Annotated in this window: 16 protein-coding genes and 2 pseudogenes; 7 read left to right on the top strand and 11 right to left on the bottom strand. The window is 59.0% G+C overall.

The features are described 5' to 3' along the window. The 3 genes and pseudogenes from JCM12296_RS00585 to JCM12296_RS00575 all read left to right on the top strand — a co-directional run. The coding region (locus tag JCM12296_RS00585; protein ID WP_054688804.1) for an AMP-binding protein at window positions 1–1694 on the top strand (1694 nt) is incomplete at its 5' end. Between the two features lie 52 nt (window positions 1695–1746). Next, window positions 1747–2915: pseudogene (locus tag JCM12296_RS00580) on the top strand (ABC transporter substrate-binding protein). A 205-nt stretch (window positions 2916–3120) separates the two neighbouring features. Continuing rightward, window positions 3121–4278, top strand: a complete 1158-nt coding sequence (locus JCM12296_RS00575; protein ID WP_172683701.1) for an SPOR domain-containing protein — start codon at window positions 3121–3123, stop codon at window positions 4276–4278. A 5-nt stretch (window positions 4279–4283) separates the two neighbouring features. On the opposite strand, the gene JCM12296_RS41100 is transcribed toward JCM12296_RS00575, so the two are convergent. The 4 genes from JCM12296_RS41100 to JCM12296_RS00555 all read right to left on the bottom strand — a co-directional run bounded on the left by JCM12296_RS41100 (window position 4284) and on the right by JCM12296_RS00555 (window position 6878). Continuing rightward, window positions 4284–4715: an amino acid ABC transporter permease gene (locus tag JCM12296_RS41100; protein WP_054688790.1), complete on the bottom strand. Its 432-nt coding sequence runs from the start codon at window positions 4713–4715 to the stop codon at window positions 4284–4286. A 157-nt stretch (window positions 4716–4872) separates the two neighbouring features. Next, window positions 4873–5172, bottom strand: coding sequence for a hypothetical protein (locus JCM12296_RS41095; RefSeq protein ID WP_054688788.1), 300 nt, complete (start codon window positions 5170–5172; stop codon window positions 4873–4875). Beyond that, complete coding sequence (locus tag JCM12296_RS00560; RefSeq protein ID WP_054688786.1) at window positions 5169–5993, bottom strand: transporter substrate-binding domain-containing protein; 825 nt, start codon at window positions 5991–5993, stop codon at window positions 5169–5171. The genes JCM12296_RS41095 and JCM12296_RS00560 overlap by 4 nt, the downstream gene beginning before the upstream one ends. Before the next feature lie 60 nt (window positions 5994–6053). Beyond that, the gene (locus JCM12296_RS00555) at window positions 6054–6878 is read right to left on the bottom strand and encodes an amino acid ABC transporter permease (protein WP_246803878.1); all 825 of its coding nucleotides are present in this window, start codon (window positions 6876–6878) and stop codon (window positions 6054–6056) included. A gap of 484 nt (window positions 6879–7362) precedes the next feature. On the opposite strand from JCM12296_RS00555, the gene JCM12296_RS00550 reads away from it, so the two are divergent. After that, window positions 7363–7722: a DVU0772 family protein gene (locus tag JCM12296_RS00550; RefSeq protein WP_054688784.1), complete on the top strand. Its 360-nt coding sequence runs from the start codon at window positions 7363–7365 to the stop codon at window positions 7720–7722. A gap of 172 nt (window positions 7723–7894) precedes the next feature. Here the strand turns inward: JCM12296_RS00550 and JCM12296_RS00545 are convergent, their stop codons facing one another. Further along, window positions 7895–8074 (bottom strand): YgaP family membrane protein, encoded by a 180-nt coding sequence (locus JCM12296_RS00545; protein ID WP_246803877.1) that lies wholly within the window; start codon window positions 8072–8074, stop codon window positions 7895–7897. 249 nt (window positions 8075–8323) lie between these two features. On the opposite strand from JCM12296_RS00545, the gene JCM12296_RS00540 reads away from it, so the two are divergent. The 3 genes from JCM12296_RS00540 to JCM12296_RS00530 all read left to right on the top strand — a co-directional run bounded on the left by JCM12296_RS00540 (window position 8324) and on the right by JCM12296_RS00530 (window position 10251). After that, window positions 8324–8785, top strand: a complete 462-nt coding sequence (locus tag JCM12296_RS00540; RefSeq protein WP_054688782.1) for a ferritin-like domain-containing protein — start codon at window positions 8324–8326, stop codon at window positions 8783–8785. A 33-nt stretch (window positions 8786–8818) separates the two neighbouring features. After that, the gene (locus JCM12296_RS00535; RefSeq protein ID WP_281491888.1) at window positions 8819–9604 is read left to right on the top strand and encodes a ZIP family metal transporter; all 786 of its coding nucleotides are present in this window, start codon (window positions 8819–8821) and stop codon (window positions 9602–9604) included. Window positions 9605–9744: 140 nt separating this feature from the next. Continuing rightward, a complete protein-coding gene (locus tag JCM12296_RS00530) occupies window positions 9745–10251 on the top strand; it encodes a universal stress protein (RefSeq protein WP_054688780.1) in 507 nt (168 codons plus the stop codon). A gap of 62 nt (window positions 10252–10313) precedes the next feature. Here JCM12296_RS00530 and JCM12296_RS00525 read toward each other — a convergent pair whose 3' ends face one another. The 6 genes and pseudogenes from JCM12296_RS00525 to JCM12296_RS46860 all read right to left on the bottom strand — a co-directional run bounded on the left by JCM12296_RS00525 (window position 10314) and on the right by JCM12296_RS46860 (window position 14879). After that, the gene (locus JCM12296_RS00525; RefSeq protein WP_054688777.1) at window positions 10314–11348 is read right to left on the bottom strand and encodes an EamA family transporter; all 1035 of its coding nucleotides are present in this window, start codon (window positions 11346–11348) and stop codon (window positions 10314–10316) included. Continuing rightward, window positions 11333–11806, bottom strand: coding sequence for a thioredoxin-dependent thiol peroxidase (gene bcp, locus JCM12296_RS00520; protein WP_054688775.1), 474 nt, complete (start codon window positions 11804–11806; stop codon window positions 11333–11335). The genes JCM12296_RS00525 and bcp overlap by 16 nt, the downstream gene beginning before the upstream one ends. A gap of 55 nt (window positions 11807–11861) precedes the next feature. Continuing rightward, entirely contained in the window at window positions 11862–12392 is a 531-nt protein-coding gene (locus JCM12296_RS00515) for an acyl-CoA thioesterase (protein ID WP_054688773.1), read from the bottom strand. After that, on the bottom strand, window positions 12389–13444 hold the full coding sequence (locus JCM12296_RS00510; RefSeq protein ID WP_218187905.1) for an NAD(P)/FAD-dependent oxidoreductase: 1056 nt from the start codon (window positions 13442–13444) through the stop codon (window positions 12389–12391). The genes JCM12296_RS00515 and JCM12296_RS00510 overlap by 4 nt, the downstream gene beginning before the upstream one ends. A 16-nt stretch (window positions 13445–13460) precedes the next feature. After that, window positions 13461–13619 (bottom strand): annotated as a pseudogene (locus tag JCM12296_RS43110) (thioredoxin family protein); the annotation flags it as partial. Window positions 13620–14009: 390 nt separating this feature from the next. Next, a complete protein-coding gene (locus JCM12296_RS46860; RefSeq protein WP_054688771.1) occupies window positions 14010–14879 on the bottom strand; it encodes a DUF2231 domain-containing protein in 870 nt (289 codons plus the stop codon). Between the last annotated feature and the right edge of the window lie 74 nt (window positions 14880–14953).

Here is a 14953-nt window from a genome sequence, read left to right as displayed (position 1 = left end):
CCGGCACCCTTTCCGGGGGCGAGCAGCAGATGCTGGCCATGGGTCGCGCCCTGATGGCCCGCCCGCGCCTGCTCTTGCTCGATGAACCCAGCCTGGGGCTGGCGCCGCTGATCACCGATGAGATTTTCGATATCATTCACCAACTGTCGCGCGCCGGCGTGACTATTTTGCTGGTCGAACAGAATGCCGCCCGGGCACTGTCCGCCTCCCACCGCGCCTTTCTGATGGCCGGTGGGCGTATCGTCCAGAAGGGACGCAGTGCCGACCTGCTCGTCGATCCGGCCCTGCGCGCCGCATTTCTGGGCGCCGCCAGCGAAGAGAAACCCGCGGCCAGCCGGTTGGGGGCCGCCGGCCTGACCAATATCCGTTTGGAGAAACCTGCCATGCACAACCAGACCTTTATGCCTGACTTCACCGATGAAGCCGCCCTTGCCGCCCGTCAGCTCGAGGGGCTGAAGTGGACCGTGCGCCATGCCTACGAGGGATCGAGTTTTTACCGCGAGCACATGGATGCGGCCGGCGTCGATCCGGAGGCGATTCGCAGCCTGGACGACTTGCGGCGGCTGCCCTTTACCTCGGCCCAGGACCTGCGCGACGGCTATCCGTTTCCCTTGCGTGCCGTTCCCTTCGAGCAGATCGTCCGCATTCACGCCAGCTCCGGCACGACCGGCAAACGCAAGATCCTCGGCTATACCCAAAAGGACCTGGATGACTGGATCCACTTCTTCGCCCGTTGCTATGAAATGGCCGGGGTCACCCCCCTGGACCGGGTGCAGATCGCCGTGGGCTACGGCATCTGGACCGCCGGCATGGGCTTCCAGTTGGGATGTGAGAAGATGGGCGCCATGGCCATTCCCGTGGGGCCGGGCAATGTGGACATGCATTTGCAGTTCATGGAGGACGCGCGCTCGACGGTTTTCTGCAGCACCGCCTCCATGGCCCTGCTCATGGCCGAGGAGATCCACCATCGGGGCATTGCCGACCGCATCCATATCCGCAAGATCATTTACGGCTCCGAGCGCAGTTCGCGTTCCATGCGCCGCAAGATCTCGGAACTGTTTGGGGGGGCCGAGCTCTTCGACATCACCGGCCTGACCGAGCTCTACGGTCCCGGGGCCGGTATCGAGTGCCCGGACCACGACTGCATCCACTACTGGGGGGATTGCTACATCCTGGAGATCATTGATCCGCAGACCCTGGCGCCGGTGCCCGACGGCGAATGGGGGGAGATGGTCGTGACCACCCTCGGCAAGGAGGCCGCGCCCCTGATCCGCTACCGTACCCGGGACATCACCCGCATCATTCCCGGGCGGTGCACCTGTGGCTCGATCATGCCCCGCCATTCGCGCATCAAGGGCCGCAGCGACGACACGATCAAATTCCGCGGCGTCAATATCTACCCGTCGACCATGGATACGATCCTTTCGGCCATCCCGGGCCTGGGGTCCGAATACCAGATGCACCTGACCCGCGACGGCGAATCGGGAAAGGATTTCATGCGCCTGGTCGTCGAACGCGGCCAGGGGGTGGATGCCGGCCGCGGTGCCGAACTGATCCACGAGATCGGCTACCAGATCAAAAAACAACTGCTGGTAACCATCGACGCTGAACTGACCGATTACGGCTCCCTGCCGCGCAGCGAGCGCAAGGCCCAGCGGGTATTCGACACGCGCATTACCGATGAGATCGTTTGATACGGTAAGACCATCAAGTACGGATTGGCTTAAGAAATAAGGAGGAGGCGCAATGAAAAAGATCGGGAGACTGGCGGCCGTGGCCGTCGCATTGATGCTGGTGGCCGGCGGGGCTGCCTTTGCCGCGGATACCATCAAGATCGGCGCGTTTTTCGACGTGTCCGGTCCGGCGGCGGTCATCGGTACCCCCACCAAGCTGGTGGCCGACATGGTGGTGGACAAGATCAATGCCGCCGGCGGGGTCAACGGCAAGAAAATCGAGCTGATCCTCGGTGATACCGAGGGCGATCCGGCCAAGGCGCTAACATCGCCAAGAAGTTCATCTACAAGGACAAGGTGGCGGCCATCATCGGGCCCACCCGTACCGGTACCGGCATGGCCGTCAAGAAGATCGTCCAGCAGGGCAAGGTGCCCACCTTCATGACCGTGGGCGGTGATCCGGTGATCATGGGCGGAGAGAAGTTGGGGCCTTTCGACTGGGTTTTCAAGTCGCCCCAGCGCTCGTCGGTGGCGGTCAAGCGGCTCTACATGTACCTCAAGGAGAAGGGGCTCACAAAGATTGCCCTCCTGACCGCTTCGGACGGCTTTGGCAAGGATGGTGATGTTTGGCTGACCCAGCTGGCCCCCGAATTCGGCATCACGGTCGTGGCCCAGGAGGCTTTCGGACCCAAGGACACCGATGTCACCACCCAGCTGACCAATGTGAAGAACGCCGCTCCCCAGGCCCTGGTGGTCTGGACCATCGGTCCGGCCGGCGCCATCGTCGCCAAGAACCGCGCCCAGCTGGGCATCGATATCCCCTTGTTTCAGTGTCACGGTCAGCCGGACCCCACCTACATCCAGCTGGCCGGCAGCGCCTGTGAGGGGGATCGCATGCCGGCCACCAAGCTGATGGTGGCCGATGAACTGCCTGACGACGATCCGCAGAAACCGGTGATCCAGGAATTCGTGCGGCTCTATACCGATCAGTACCATTACGACAGGCAGTTCCCCATCAACACCCATTCGGGCTACGCCTGGGATGCCATCATGATCGTGGCCAATGCCATGAAGACCGCCGGCATCGAGGCCGAGGCCCTGCGCAGCGCCATCGAACAGACCAAGGGCTATGTGGGCGTGTCGGGTGTCTATAACCTGACGCCGGAAGATCACAACGGCCTGGATGTGGATTCCATGGTGATCGTGCAGGTCAAGGACGGGAAATTCGTGATGGCCAACTAGGCGCGAGACCGTTTGCGGATTCAGGATGCCGGGCGCCGTTTGCTGATGATGGAGCTCGGCATCTTGTCAATATTTTGTTCTTTACTAAAAACGATGGTTCTCGTTGACTTTTGTCATCGGAACCGGCACGATGACCAAAACGATGACCAAAACGATAATCAGAACGATGATCGGATCAATGATAACCCCATTTTGTGTTGAGACCATGCAAAAGCCAAACGCGAAATCATCCAAGAAGACCCCTACCCCCCACTTGATCCAAAAAGGCGAGGCTCCGCCCTGTATCAAACGCGGCCCGCAGTGCCGCGGCTGCTTCGGGTGGCAGAACATGATTCAGGCTGCCGAGCAGGATCCGAACTGGCGGAAATATCCCCTCTGTTGCACCATCACCGGACTGACCATCGCTTATAGCATGGTAGATAACACGGATGTCACCCTTGACGGCCGCTTCGTCCCATGCGATGGAACGCAAAGGCGAGTTTTAGGTGGCTTTGGGGTATTTCTATTGGCATTCGGTAAGGAGGTGGCGGCATTGAAGCGCAATGGCTCTGCAAATGGTGAGAAGGGGCCCTCGGGGTGGTGGTATTTGATGGCGCTGGGGGTTGTGGTCGTGGCGGCCGTTGCCGTCATTGCATACCTTTCCGGTCGCTCAACCCCGGTATCCCCGTCGTCGACCGTGGTCTCCATGAAAGTCCCCACGGTACCGGTTCCGGAGTCAACCCCGCCGACACCGGCCGCTGGCCCGGCTGCCGAGATGGCGGCAGAGACGGCTTCGCCGAAGGATAATGCCCAACCCCAGCCGGCCGTGGAAAACCCCGCGCCAAGCGCTACCGATCTGCCGGCCGGTCCACCCGCATCAACGGCGGATCAACCGGCCTTTCCCGCAACCGCGTCCAATGGTCCGCCACCGGCGCCGGCAGCGGCCGATGACGCTGGCGAACAGCCCTTTCTGCCGTCACCGCCGGAATCCCCAACGGCGGATACGGCACCTGTAAGCCCCCCTCCCGCATCTTCCGATGAAACGCCGACAGTGTCTCCCGAGATGGCGGTCGATACGCCGGAAACCCAACCGGCGTCGAATCCATCCGGATCATCGGTAGACGCGCCAATGCCGCAGGAAGCCGCCTATACGGTTCAGATCGGTGTCTTCCGCAACCGTGCCTACGCCGAGGCAGCGATCGCCCGGCTGAGCCATCTCGGCTACCCGGCGTATACCCTGGAAACCACCGACAATCGACAACAGCCCCTTTACTGGGTTCGTTTCGGCGGCTATGCGACCCTTGCCGAAGCGGTTGCGGTAATGACGCAATTCAAGAAAAAGGAACGGATGGATGCGGTGGTGGTGCGTTTCAATGCCAAATAGACGGGTCAGTGGGCGCGGCTGGGGCGTTTCAGGCGGCGTTCGATATGTTCCACCAGGAGGGCGCACGCCAGACAGATGACGAAGTAGATGACCAGGATGGTAAACCAGACCTCAAAGGTGAGAAAGGTGGCCGCCATCAGTTCGGTGCCCTGGAAGGTGAGTTCCTGAATGGAGATCACCGAGACGATGGCCGAGTCCTTGATCGTCGAGATGAACTGGCCGGCCAGGGGCGGCATGATTCGACGGAGGGCCTGGGGAAAGATGATGTAGCGCAGTTGCTGGCCGCGGCTGAATCCCAAGCCCGCGGAGGCCTCCCACTGGCCCTTGTCGATGGACTGGATGCCGGCACGAATGATTTCGGTGATGTAGGCGCCCTCGTAGGCCGCCAGGGCCAGGACGCCGGAAATGAAGACCGGGGCCCGCGAGGGGGCCGCCACGAAAAGACGCAGGCGCCGGCCATGGGCATGTCCGGACGCATGTTGCCGGTGCTGATGCCGAGGGCCGGCAGGAGCCGGTCGCCGATGAAGTAATAGAAAATGAAGATCCACACCAGGACCGGGATGTTGCGGATCAGAGCGACATACCCCCCGCCGATCATGCGCCAGTAGCGACTGCAGCTGGTGCGCAAAAGGCCCATGAGGCTCCCATGACAAGGGCCAGCAGCATGGCCCAAACGGAAAGCCGCAGGGTGACCAGCAGTCCCTGGAGGATCAGGCCGGGAACCCAGTGGCCGCTTTGCGCATCAAAACGCAACAGATACTGGGGCATGGCCTGCCAGTTCCAATGATAGTCGGCGGAGAGAAACGCCTGGTAAAGCAGCCACGTCCCCACCGTACCGATGCCGCCGAGCAGGATCAGGTCGGCGGGGGTGGCTTTTACACGTTTAGGGATCACTTGAGCTGGGATTCCCAGTCGTTGGTTTCAAACCAGTAGGTCTTGCGCTCCTTCAGCCAGCCCTCGGCCGACACATAACCGATCCAGTTGTTGAAAAAATTGAGCGTGTCCACATCACCCTTGCGCACGGCAAAACCGATGGGTTCCTTGGTGAAGGTACCCTGGATGGGCATGAACAGCTTGTCCGGGTTTTTCAGGGCCTGGAAAGCCGGCGTGGGGGCCGATCCGACCACGGCGTGCACCCGGCCATTGAGCACTTCCTGGTAGGCCTGGGCCTCATCGTCGAAGAGGCGGATCTCGGCCTTGGGCAGGTATTTCTTGGTGGCCGTGACCGCGGTTGAACCGAGCCGCGCGGCGATAATCACGCCGGGTTTGTTGTAAGCCTCCAAGCCCATCATGCCCGCGGCCATTTTTTTGCTCGCCACCATGGACATGCCCGTGAAGTCATAGGGATGGGTGAAGTTAACCTTTAGGTTCCGGCTGGGCAGGATGCCCATGCCGCCGATGATCACGTCGAATTTGCCGGTGAGCAGGGCCGGGATGATGCCGGACCATTTGGTGGGCACGAACTCCACCTTGACGCCCGCGTCCTTGGCGAGGCGCGTGGCCACGTCAATTTCAAAACCGATCAACTGGCCGGTTTTGTCCTTCATGGCCCAGGGGACGAAGGTGGACATGCCCACCCGCAGCACCCCGCGTTGAATCACCTGCTCGATGACACTCGTCTGGGGATCGGCGGCCATGGCGGCGGGGACGCCGGCCAGGCAGAGAACCAGGGTGGACAGCAACATGATCCGGAATGTACGGGCTACGCTTTTCATGCATGGACTCCTTTCCTGAAAAGTAATTTCTCGCGATTCATCACCACGCCCAGGATTCGCCTACTGAGGCATGGCCAGCCGCCGCTCGATCATCCGGGTGATCCCTGAGAGACCGAGGGTCAATAAAAGGTAGATGGCCGCAATGGTGAACCACAGTTCAAACACCAGATAGGTTTCGGCGATGATCTCCTGCCCCCGCATGGTCAAGTCATAGATGGCGATGGTGCTGACCAGGGCCGAGTCCTTGATCAGGGAAACGGCCTGGCTGACCAGGGGCGGCGTCATGTGCCGCAGGGCCTGGGGCAGCACCACGTGCCGATAGATCCGGTAACGGCTGAGACCGAGACTGTCGGCGGCCTCCCATTGCCCTTGGGGCACGGCCAGGATGCCGGCCCGGATGATTTCCGAGGCATAGGCGCCTTCGAACAGGCTCAGGGCCAGCACGGCCGAGGCAAAACGGCTCAATCCGACCATGGGGGAAAAAACGAAGTAGATGAAAAAGAGCTGGACCAGCAACGGGGTGTTGCGGATCAATTCCAGATAGGCGCGTGAAAGCACCCTTGCGGTGAAGGACCCGGAAAGCCGGCAGATGGCCGTCACCAGACCGAACAGGCTGGAGAAGAGCAGGGAAACACCCGATACTTGCAGGGTGACTCCCAAACCGTGAATCAGGGGGCCGGCCGAAAAGTGGCCGTCGGATAAACGATACAGGTACGGGGGAACCCGGTACCACTGCCAATTGTACCCCAGCCCGGATTCACCGGCCGCCACCAACCAGACCAGCAGGCCGGCCGTGACCATGAAGGCGATCGTGTCGCGCAGGTGCACCCCTGGACCGATGCCGACCCCGCCGCCGGATATGGATGGATCACATGTCTTCGTCATGAAATAGCAACGCTCGGCCGCTTTGGAACGGAACCTTCTGCCTGATGTCGATTTCTGGGTTGTTGTTCGGCGAAAATGAGACGTGCCGGCCTATTTTTCGCTCCGGGTGAAATCTTAAAATGGACCATTTTTGAAAAATTGCAAGTTTTTGCCGTGATCGAAGCATGATTTGATCGCTTCTCCGAAGGCCGGGTTGATCGATGTGTTTCATGTATTATATTAAAAATGATACATGTTTGTATCGGATTGATTCGGGCGGGCGGTCCGAGTGCCCCGCAATCATCATCGGCCGGGGGAAACACCCGTTCAGGACGATTGCGAGTATGTTTAAAACCACCTTAAATGATTAATGATAAGGTGAAATGTGGTGGCGCGGGGAACGCTTGCGCAACGACTGGCATGCTTCTGGCTAAACCGCTATGCAGATACCAGAATCGCAAGAATGACCCATTAAGTATCCTGTTTAAGTATTGGGAGCCGCATCATGATGAATATTGATGAAATCAAAGGCAACAGAAACCTGGTCAATTCCATTGACTGGGAGATGACCCCGGAAGAGGCGGTCCGTCTTTACCTGGAATGGGGTAACAACTGGGCCCGCGGCAATTACGTGATCCGATCAAAGGATGATGTGTCTCACTATTTTGTGGTCAACACCTGGAAAGATGAGCCGGTCATCTACTTTATCCGTCGAAACAGCGAGGAAGCCGTGGAATTGGCCAAAATTGATCTGCCGCCTGAGTTGAGATCCCGTTATCTGCATTCCCAGGGGCGGCACAAAGGGGTGTGGGCTTTGGAGGGCGAGGTGAAAACCTGGCTTAAGAAGAGGCTCGACGCCCATTGAGAGGCTGCTTGAAAAGCCCGTTGAATCCCTCTCTTCTCCCGCAACGCCGGGGCCTTCGGCATGTCGCCGAAGGCCCCGGTTTTTTGTGGGTCTATGGCTGCCATCGGATCGTTGGACCCGTTTGGCGAATTGGGTAATGGCAGTATTGCTCAATCGAATGCCTGCCCGGGTTTTACGCCCAGCATTTTGAGAACTTTGGCCAGGGGCAAAAGCCGGTGAAACTGGCTTGCAGCAGATTCGCGCCGACAAACGCGGTCAGCCACAACCAGTAGATGCTGTGCAGTTGAGAAAGGAGCAGCGAAATAAGAATCACGCTGCCGGCAAATGCCAAGACGATACGATCAATGCTCATGTCAAACCTCCATCAAGTTTGTTGTCTCAGGTTAAAGAGATGTTTGGATCGCAAGGTGTTACATTTTTTATGCGGTCTTCCAGCGAAAAAAGCAGTTCAAAAAAATCAATGGCATATGAGTTGCTTTTTTAGTATGTTGAAGGCGCCAATGCATGGCTTGCAGATTCGCTTAACCCATGCTCAGGGGGATGACCCTCCGCTGACTTTTCCGATTTTATCGATTACCATTTTTTGTATCAAGGGGGTAAAATGAATTTCAGTTCCTTCGAAGAGATCCTCGATTTTGCCATCGAAAGGGAAATACAGTCCGTCAACTTTTACCAGAAACTGGTGGACGGCGAAGTCTTTCCGGCCTCACGGAATACCCTTGCGGAGTTTGTGGAGGAAGAGAAAAAACATCAGCACCTGCTGGAGGACTTTAAAAACGGCAACCGCACGGTGGTGGAATATAAATATGAGTGGATCCCCGATATCAAACGTTCCGATTACATCGTTGACATGCGGTACGAGCCGGGCATGGATTTCGCCGAAATCCTCAGACTGGCCATGAAGCGCGAGGAAAAGGCCCTGCGGCTATACAATGCCCTGGCGACCAAGACCGACAATCCCGACTGCATCAAGCTGTTCAAGCTGCTGGCCCAGGAGGAAGCCAAACACAAGCAAACCTTCGAGACGCTTTATGACGACCACATGGCCAAGCTCGGGGATTGATCGCAGGAATACTTCGAATCCGTTAAATTCACCATGATTGATTATATCGCCCAGTTCAACCCCGTGGTTCAAGCGCTTCTGGCAACCCTTTTCACGTGGGGACTGACGGCGCTGGGGGCCGGCGTGGTTATTTTTACCAAGCGTGTCGATCCCCGCCTGATGGACGTCTCCCTGGGATTTGCCGGCGGGGTCATGATTGCCGCCAGTTTCTGGTCCCTCCTGGCACCCGCCATCAGCATGGCCGCAGAGGCGGGCATGACGCCCTGGATGCCGGCTGCCGTGGGTTTTGTCGGCGGAGCGCTGTTCATGCGTCTGGTGGACGCACTTTTGCCCCACCTGCATTTGGGGTTGCCGACCAGCGCGGCCGAAGGTCCCAAGACATCCTGGCAACGCTCGACCCTTTTGGTGCTGGCCATCACCCTGCACAATATCCCCGAGGGGTTGGCCGTGGGGGTGGCTTTTGGTGCCGTTGCCTCGGGACTCGGTTCGACCACGGTTGGCGCGGCCGTCGCCCTTGGCATCGGCATCGGCCTGCAGAATTTTCCCGAAGGGATGGCGGTTTCACTGCCCTTGCGGCGGGAGGGCATTTCCCGCAGCAAGGCCTTGTGGTATGGTCAGCTGTCGGGAATGGTGGAGCCGGTGGCTGGTGTCGTCGGCGCTGCGGCCGTCATGTTTTTCTACCCGATTTTGCCTTTTGCCCTGGCATTTGCAGCCGGTGCCATGATTTTTGTGGTCATCGAAGAGGTCATTCCCGAATCCCAGCGGGGCAATAACGGTGACATCTCCAGCTCGGAACGGTCCTCGGATTTACCACGATGATGATTCTGGACGTGGCGTTGGGATGAACCGGCATTGTTCCCCGCGCAATCACCATAACCGTAAATTCATTGGATGGAAACGTTCCTGACAATTTCCCAACCGGTCGATCCATGGACGATCCATGCCAGCCAGGAGGACTCATGCTCCCACAAATCAAGAACATTCTCTACGCCACCGATCTTTCGGAGAATGCGCGTTACGCTTACCGTTATGCGGCCAGCCTGGCCCAGCAGTACGGTGCGCAGATTACGATTTTGCATGTTATCGAAAGGCTTTCCGCCGATACCTTTTTGCAGATCCAGGGATATTTGGGAGAAGATCGCTGGCAGCAGCTTCAGGAAGAGAAACAGGCCGATTTCGTCAACACGATCCGGGGCCGGTTGAGCAATTTCTGCGATGAGATCAGCAGTGAGATGGATGCCTGCACCTTTCAGGTGGAAAAAATTCTTGTCAAGGAGGGGGTCGCCGCCGATGAAATCCTCCAGCAGGCCGAACTCAACGATGCGGATGTGATCGTCATGGGCACGCGCGGGTATGGGCCTTTCAAGGATGCCCTCATGGGCGGGACGGCACGGCGGGTGGTCCGGCGCAGCATGATTCCGGTCATGGTCATTCGCCTGCCGGATACCAGTGAAGCGGCTGTTTAAAAAGCCCGTCTAAGCCGCGTGAAAGCGGCACGGTAGCTGGATCGCTTCGCCCTGATAGCCTCTCAGGTGGGCTCATCCTGAATGGAGCGCAGACAAATGGCCGCTCCGGCAATCGTCAATCCACAGGATAGCCACAGGATCGATCCGGGGAGCACCTTTAGGTACACACAGCTCAGGACGGTGGAGATGAGCGGCAGAAACATGGAGACGATGCCGAGAAAGACGATCTTGCCGCCCTGGGTGGCCGCTGTCCAGAGGACGTAGGCGAGCAGCCAGGGGAAAAGGGCCAGGTAGAGCAGTTCCCCACATGCCCGGGCGGACCATACGGCGGCTTCGTTGAAGAAGGGCTTGGCGGCCAGCATGATGATTCCCGACAACAAAAACACCGGGGGGACGATCAGGTGGCTGCCGGACAGGTCCGCCCGCTCGGTCCACCATTTGTTCAGCACCGAATAGAGTCCCCAGCTGATCGCGGCGGACAGGGACAGCAGATAGGGGGCCGGGCTGCCTTGCATTTCCGCCAGGAATGCCGACCAGGAGAGTCCGGCGTTTTGAATGACGGCCAGGTAGGCGCCGCCCATGGCGATGACCAGCCCCAGACCCATTGCGGGAAGGTTGGCCCGACGCCTGAGGATGGTCACGCTGAACACCAGGATCAGGGACGACCAGAGGTAGTTGATCAGACCGACGCCGAGCACCTGCAGCCGGTTATCGGCCAGGCCGATGGCCAGGTAAAGGGCGATGTTGTAGAACACGAAAAGCCCGCCACAGCCCATGAGGTAGCCGCGCGGCAAGGCCAAAAGTGCCCGGATGCGCGGGCCGCTGAGGAGAATATAAACGCTGCCGATGATCCCGCCGATCATATACGAATAGCTTGCCGAGGTAAAAGTGCCGACCTGCTCGGACAATGTGCGGGTCACCGCCACCGTTGTACTCCACAACATCAATGCCAATACGCCCAGCAGCGACCGGTGCCACTGGTCGCGCGATGCATTTTTCTCCATGTTAGATCGATTCTTTCTCAGACGGACGATGGCCATCCCCCATTGCTGGGAGATGGCATCAAGACGTTGGGTGGGGGTCAGCTCAGGCTGCACAGCCGCTTGTATACGGCATCGGCGTGGTCCTTGACCTTGACCTTCTCCCAGACCTCGCGGATGATTCCCTCGGGGTTGATGAGAAATGTCGTACGTACGATGCCCATGTATTCCCGGCCGGCCATCTTCTTCTTTTGCCAGACCCCGTAGCGCTCCAGGACGAGATGTTCCGGATCGCTGAGCAGGGTCACGGACAGCCCGTGTTTTTGGGCAAATTTGGCATGGGAAGCCTGGGAGTCGGCGCTGATGCCGATCACCAGCGCCTGTTGTTGATTGAAATCAGGCTGTCGGGCACTGAAATCCTTGGCTTCGGTGGTGCACCCCGAGGTGTTGTCCCTGGGGTAGAAGTAGAGCACCACCCACTTGCCCCGTGACTCCGAAAGAGAGAAGGGGGTGCCATCCTTGTCGTTGAGCGTAAAATCAGGCGCGGGATCTCCTGCGGTCAGCCGTTGTGTCATGGTGGTATCTCGACAATCGAACCCCGGTGCCTTCCAGTCCGGCACCGGGATGCAATCAACAGATTTCGGGGTTTTTCTGGCAGGCTTTCTCTTTGGTTTTCTCTGCCAGGCGGATTCGACGGCGTTCCTGAGCCTCGCGGTTGCGTCGCCGGTCATCGTCGGTCTCCAGTAACAGAGGCGGCACCATACGGGGATGATATTTCTCATCCAGGGCCACGAAGGTCAGATACGCCGAGGCGGTATGTCGGACTTCACCGGTTTTGAGATCCTCGGTCTCGACGCGCACGCCCACCTCCATCGAGGTCCTGCCCACCAGGTTGAGGCAGGCCTTCAGGGTCAGCAGGTTGCCGATGAAGACCGGGTTGTGGAAATCCAGGCGGTCGATGGAGGCGGTAACGGCATTGCCGCGGGTGTGTCGCAAAGCCGCCACGCCGCAGGCATCGTCAATGTGCTTCATCACCACGCCGCCATGCACGATGCCGGCCGGGTTGGCGTCCTGGGGCATCATGATATGACTCATGACCACCATGGAGTCGCTCACCCGCTTGGGGGTCAGGATAGCTTCTGTTTCGGTTTGTTCGGTCATGCCTTTTTCCAATACGGATTAATGATGTCTTCGAATACCGCCAGGGCCGCCTCGGAACCGTAGCCGGCGGCGGTGACGATCTGTTTGGAACCACCGGTGACATCGCCGGCGACATAAATCCCCGGAATGTTGGTGCGGAATTCCTCGTGCTTGATATATCCCTCTTCGGTCAACGCAAGGCCCACCTTGCGGGCCAGGTCAACGGCCGGGTCGTAGCCGATGGCCAGAAAAACCCCGTCGGCCGCTTCGGTGGTGGTCGTACCGGTGGTGTTATCCAGCAGGACCACCTGGGTGACCCGGTTCTCGCCGATGATTTCCTTGACCTCGGTGTTATAGCGGATCGGAATCCCGTTGTCGAGCAGCTGGTGAATCAACACATCCTGGGCCTTGAGACGGTCGCGGCGGTGCACCAGGGTGACATTGACGCCCATGTTGTGCAGGTACAGGGCCTCGGTAGCGGCGCTGTTGCCGCCGCCGACCATGAATACCCGTTTGTCGCGGAAGAGCGGCCCGTCACAGGTGGCGCAATAGCTCACGCCACGGCCGGCGAATTTGGCTTCGCCGGGTACGCCCAGGTTGCGGTGGGTTGCCCCGGTGGCCAAAAGAACCGCCTGGGTCTTGAATTTTCGGCGGCTGGTCTGAACGATGTGCGGCTGGCCGGGGATGATGTCGACGACTTCCTCTCCGGGAAAGATATCCACATATTCCAGGGCATGGGTAACCATGATATCCACCAGGGTTTTGCCACCCACCTGCTTCATGCCCGGATAGTTCTCCACCACCGGGGTGAGGGCCACTTGGCCACCCAGAACACCCTTTTCGACCACCACGGATTTCAGACCGCTGCGGGCCGCGTAGATGCCGGCAGTCAATCCGGCCGGGCCGCCGCCGATGATCACCAGCTGGCATTCCACCTCGGCCGCATCGCTTTCGGGAATGAAGACCGTCTGCTGGGTCATTTTGTCCAGGGAGGCAACGAACAGCTCTTCGGTCTGGGCGCAGGGCGATGAGCATATCGTTGGCAAAGGCCTGGGGGACCGAATGGGCACCATACTGATCGGCCAGATCGGTATTGGCCTGGATGTCAATGATTTCCAGGGAGACCGTGTCGGGCTTGGCCACGGCGGTTTTAAGGGCGTTCAATGCCTGCTGGGGGCAGTACGGACAGGAAGCGCTGACGAAAATCTTGACCTGGCGGGGTTGATCCAACCGCTTCAATACGTCCATGGCCGCTTCGCTGAGATCACTCTTGCCCGTTCCGATGCGCAGGAGGACTTCCAGGAAAATACGACCCTCTTCGCCCAGCGGTGCGCCCAGCCAACGGATGTTGTAGCGCTCGGGATCGAAAACCAGGGTGGGTGAATGGTCGATCCCCATTTCCCGGGCCTTGTCGTGGCTGAGGTCGAACTCCCGCAGGACGATCTTATCGGTCAGCTGTCTGAAAAACCGTAGCGCCTGTCGGGCGGCATCGTTGAATACATCGTTCTTCCCGCTTTGGGTAAAGAGGAAAATGGGAATTTCATGTTTCAGGCCGCTCAGGATGCGGCTCAATTCCATCTGCATCTGTTGCATCTGGGCGTCATCGATATCGTGTTGCTGATTCATGGCTGAATCTCCTTATTCTCTAAAAACCAGCTTGCCGCCGTACCAGCCGGCGGTTGCCGCGGCTCCCAGCATGATAAGATTGATCACGAAAAAGGCAACCCGCGGTGCCTGCCCGGTGGTCACGACCTCCGGGCTGATCAATAGCCAGATGAAAAGAATCCAGGACGTGACCGTAACGGTGATCCCGCAGGCAATTTTGACGTTAAAGACATGGGTTCGGGCGCCATTGAATCGGTTTTGCCAGTCCACCCAGCCGGTGAACAGCACCAATGGCATGGACAGGGCAACAACCCCCAGATTGTAGACCGCCGCCATGGCCATGCCGTTGATACTGAAGATGGCGGACAGGAAAACAAAAAGCACGGCAACGGGAAGCAGGCCGTTGGGAATGTGAACGCTGATCGGATGACCATGGAACTTGGTGAGCATATCGAACAGCATCCGGTATTTTGGACCCCTGAACCAGGCGGGGGCATTCGCTGCGTCGATCTGGCCCTGGCCGGCAGTTTCGTCCTCCGATGCTGCCTCTGCGGGCGTATTTTTCGGTCCGGGCCCGTCAGCTGTCTCGGCTGGCACGGGTTTGGGCGCGCTGTCGTCGGTGACCTCGACAAACCGATTTTTGGGTGCGCCGCAGACCGGGCATTTTTCAGGCGGCTCGGGGCCGGTATGAATGTAGCCGCAGACCGTGCACTTCCATTTTTTCATCGTCTGTTCGGGTTCGGCGATCTTCTCCTCGGCGGGTGGGGTGGGCGCCGATTTGGGCGTGCCGTCGTCGTCGACTTCGACAAACCGATCTTTTGGGGCACCGCAGACCGGGCATTTCTCGGGCGGTGCGTCACCGGTGTGAACGTAACCGCAGGCCGTGCATTTCCATCTTGTCATCGTTTACTTCGATCCTCATCTGTTAGTGGGTGGTATCCATCCTGAACCGGCGCTTGTCAAGCGGGCCAGTTCAG

It is taken from the genome of Desulfosarcina cetonica JCM 12296 (assembly GCF_001311845.1).
GTDB classification, from domain to species: domain Bacteria; phylum Desulfobacterota; class Desulfobacteria; order Desulfobacterales; family Desulfosarcinaceae; genus Desulfosarcina; species Desulfosarcina cetonica.
The sequence above is the reverse complement of the archived record's forward strand: the minus strand, read 5'-3'. Positions and strand labels throughout refer to the sequence as shown.

Bases quoted from the DNA above. Each gene is read 5' to 3' on its own strand.
- JCM12296_RS00575 (WP_172683701.1), top strand. From the start codon at position 3,121: ATGCAAAAGCCAAACGCGAAATCATCCAAGAAGACCCCTACCCCCCAC.
- JCM12296_RS00560 (WP_054688786.1), bottom strand. From the start codon at position 5,993: ATGAAAAGCGTAGCCCGTACATTCCGGATCATGTTGCTGTCCACCCTG.
- JCM12296_RS00555 (WP_246803878.1), bottom strand. From the start codon at position 6,878: ATGACGAAGACATGTGATCCATCCATATCCGGCGGCGGGGTCGGCATC.
- JCM12296_RS00550 (WP_054688784.1), top strand. From the start codon at position 7,363: ATGATGAATATTGATGAAATCAAAGGCAACAGAAACCTGGTCAATTCC.
- JCM12296_RS00545 (WP_246803877.1), bottom strand. From the start codon at position 8,074: ATGAGCATTGATCGTATCGTCTTGGCATTTGCCGGCAGCGTGATTCTT.
- JCM12296_RS00540 (WP_054688782.1), top strand. From the start codon at position 8,324: ATGAATTTCAGTTCCTTCGAAGAGATCCTCGATTTTGCCATCGAAAGG.
- JCM12296_RS00535 (WP_281491888.1), top strand. From the start codon at position 8,819: ATGATTGATTATATCGCCCAGTTCAACCCCGTGGTTCAAGCGCTTCTG.
- JCM12296_RS00530 (WP_054688780.1), top strand. From the start codon at position 9,745: ATGCTCCCACAAATCAAGAACATTCTCTACGCCACCGATCTTTCGGAG.
- bcp (WP_054688775.1), bottom strand. From the start codon at position 11,806: ATGACACAACGGCTGACCGCAGGAGATCCCGCGCCTGATTTTACGCTC.
- JCM12296_RS00515 (WP_054688773.1), bottom strand. From the start codon at position 12,392: ATGACCGAACAAACCGAAACAGAAGCTATCCTGACCCCCAAGCGGGTG.
- JCM12296_RS00510 (WP_218187905.1), bottom strand. From the start codon at position 13,444: ATGGTGCCCATTCGGTCCCCCAGGCCTTTGCCAACGATATGCTCATCG.
- JCM12296_RS46860 (WP_054688771.1), bottom strand. From the start codon at position 14,879: ATGACAAGATGGAAATGCACGGCCTGCGGTTACGTTCACACCGGTGAC.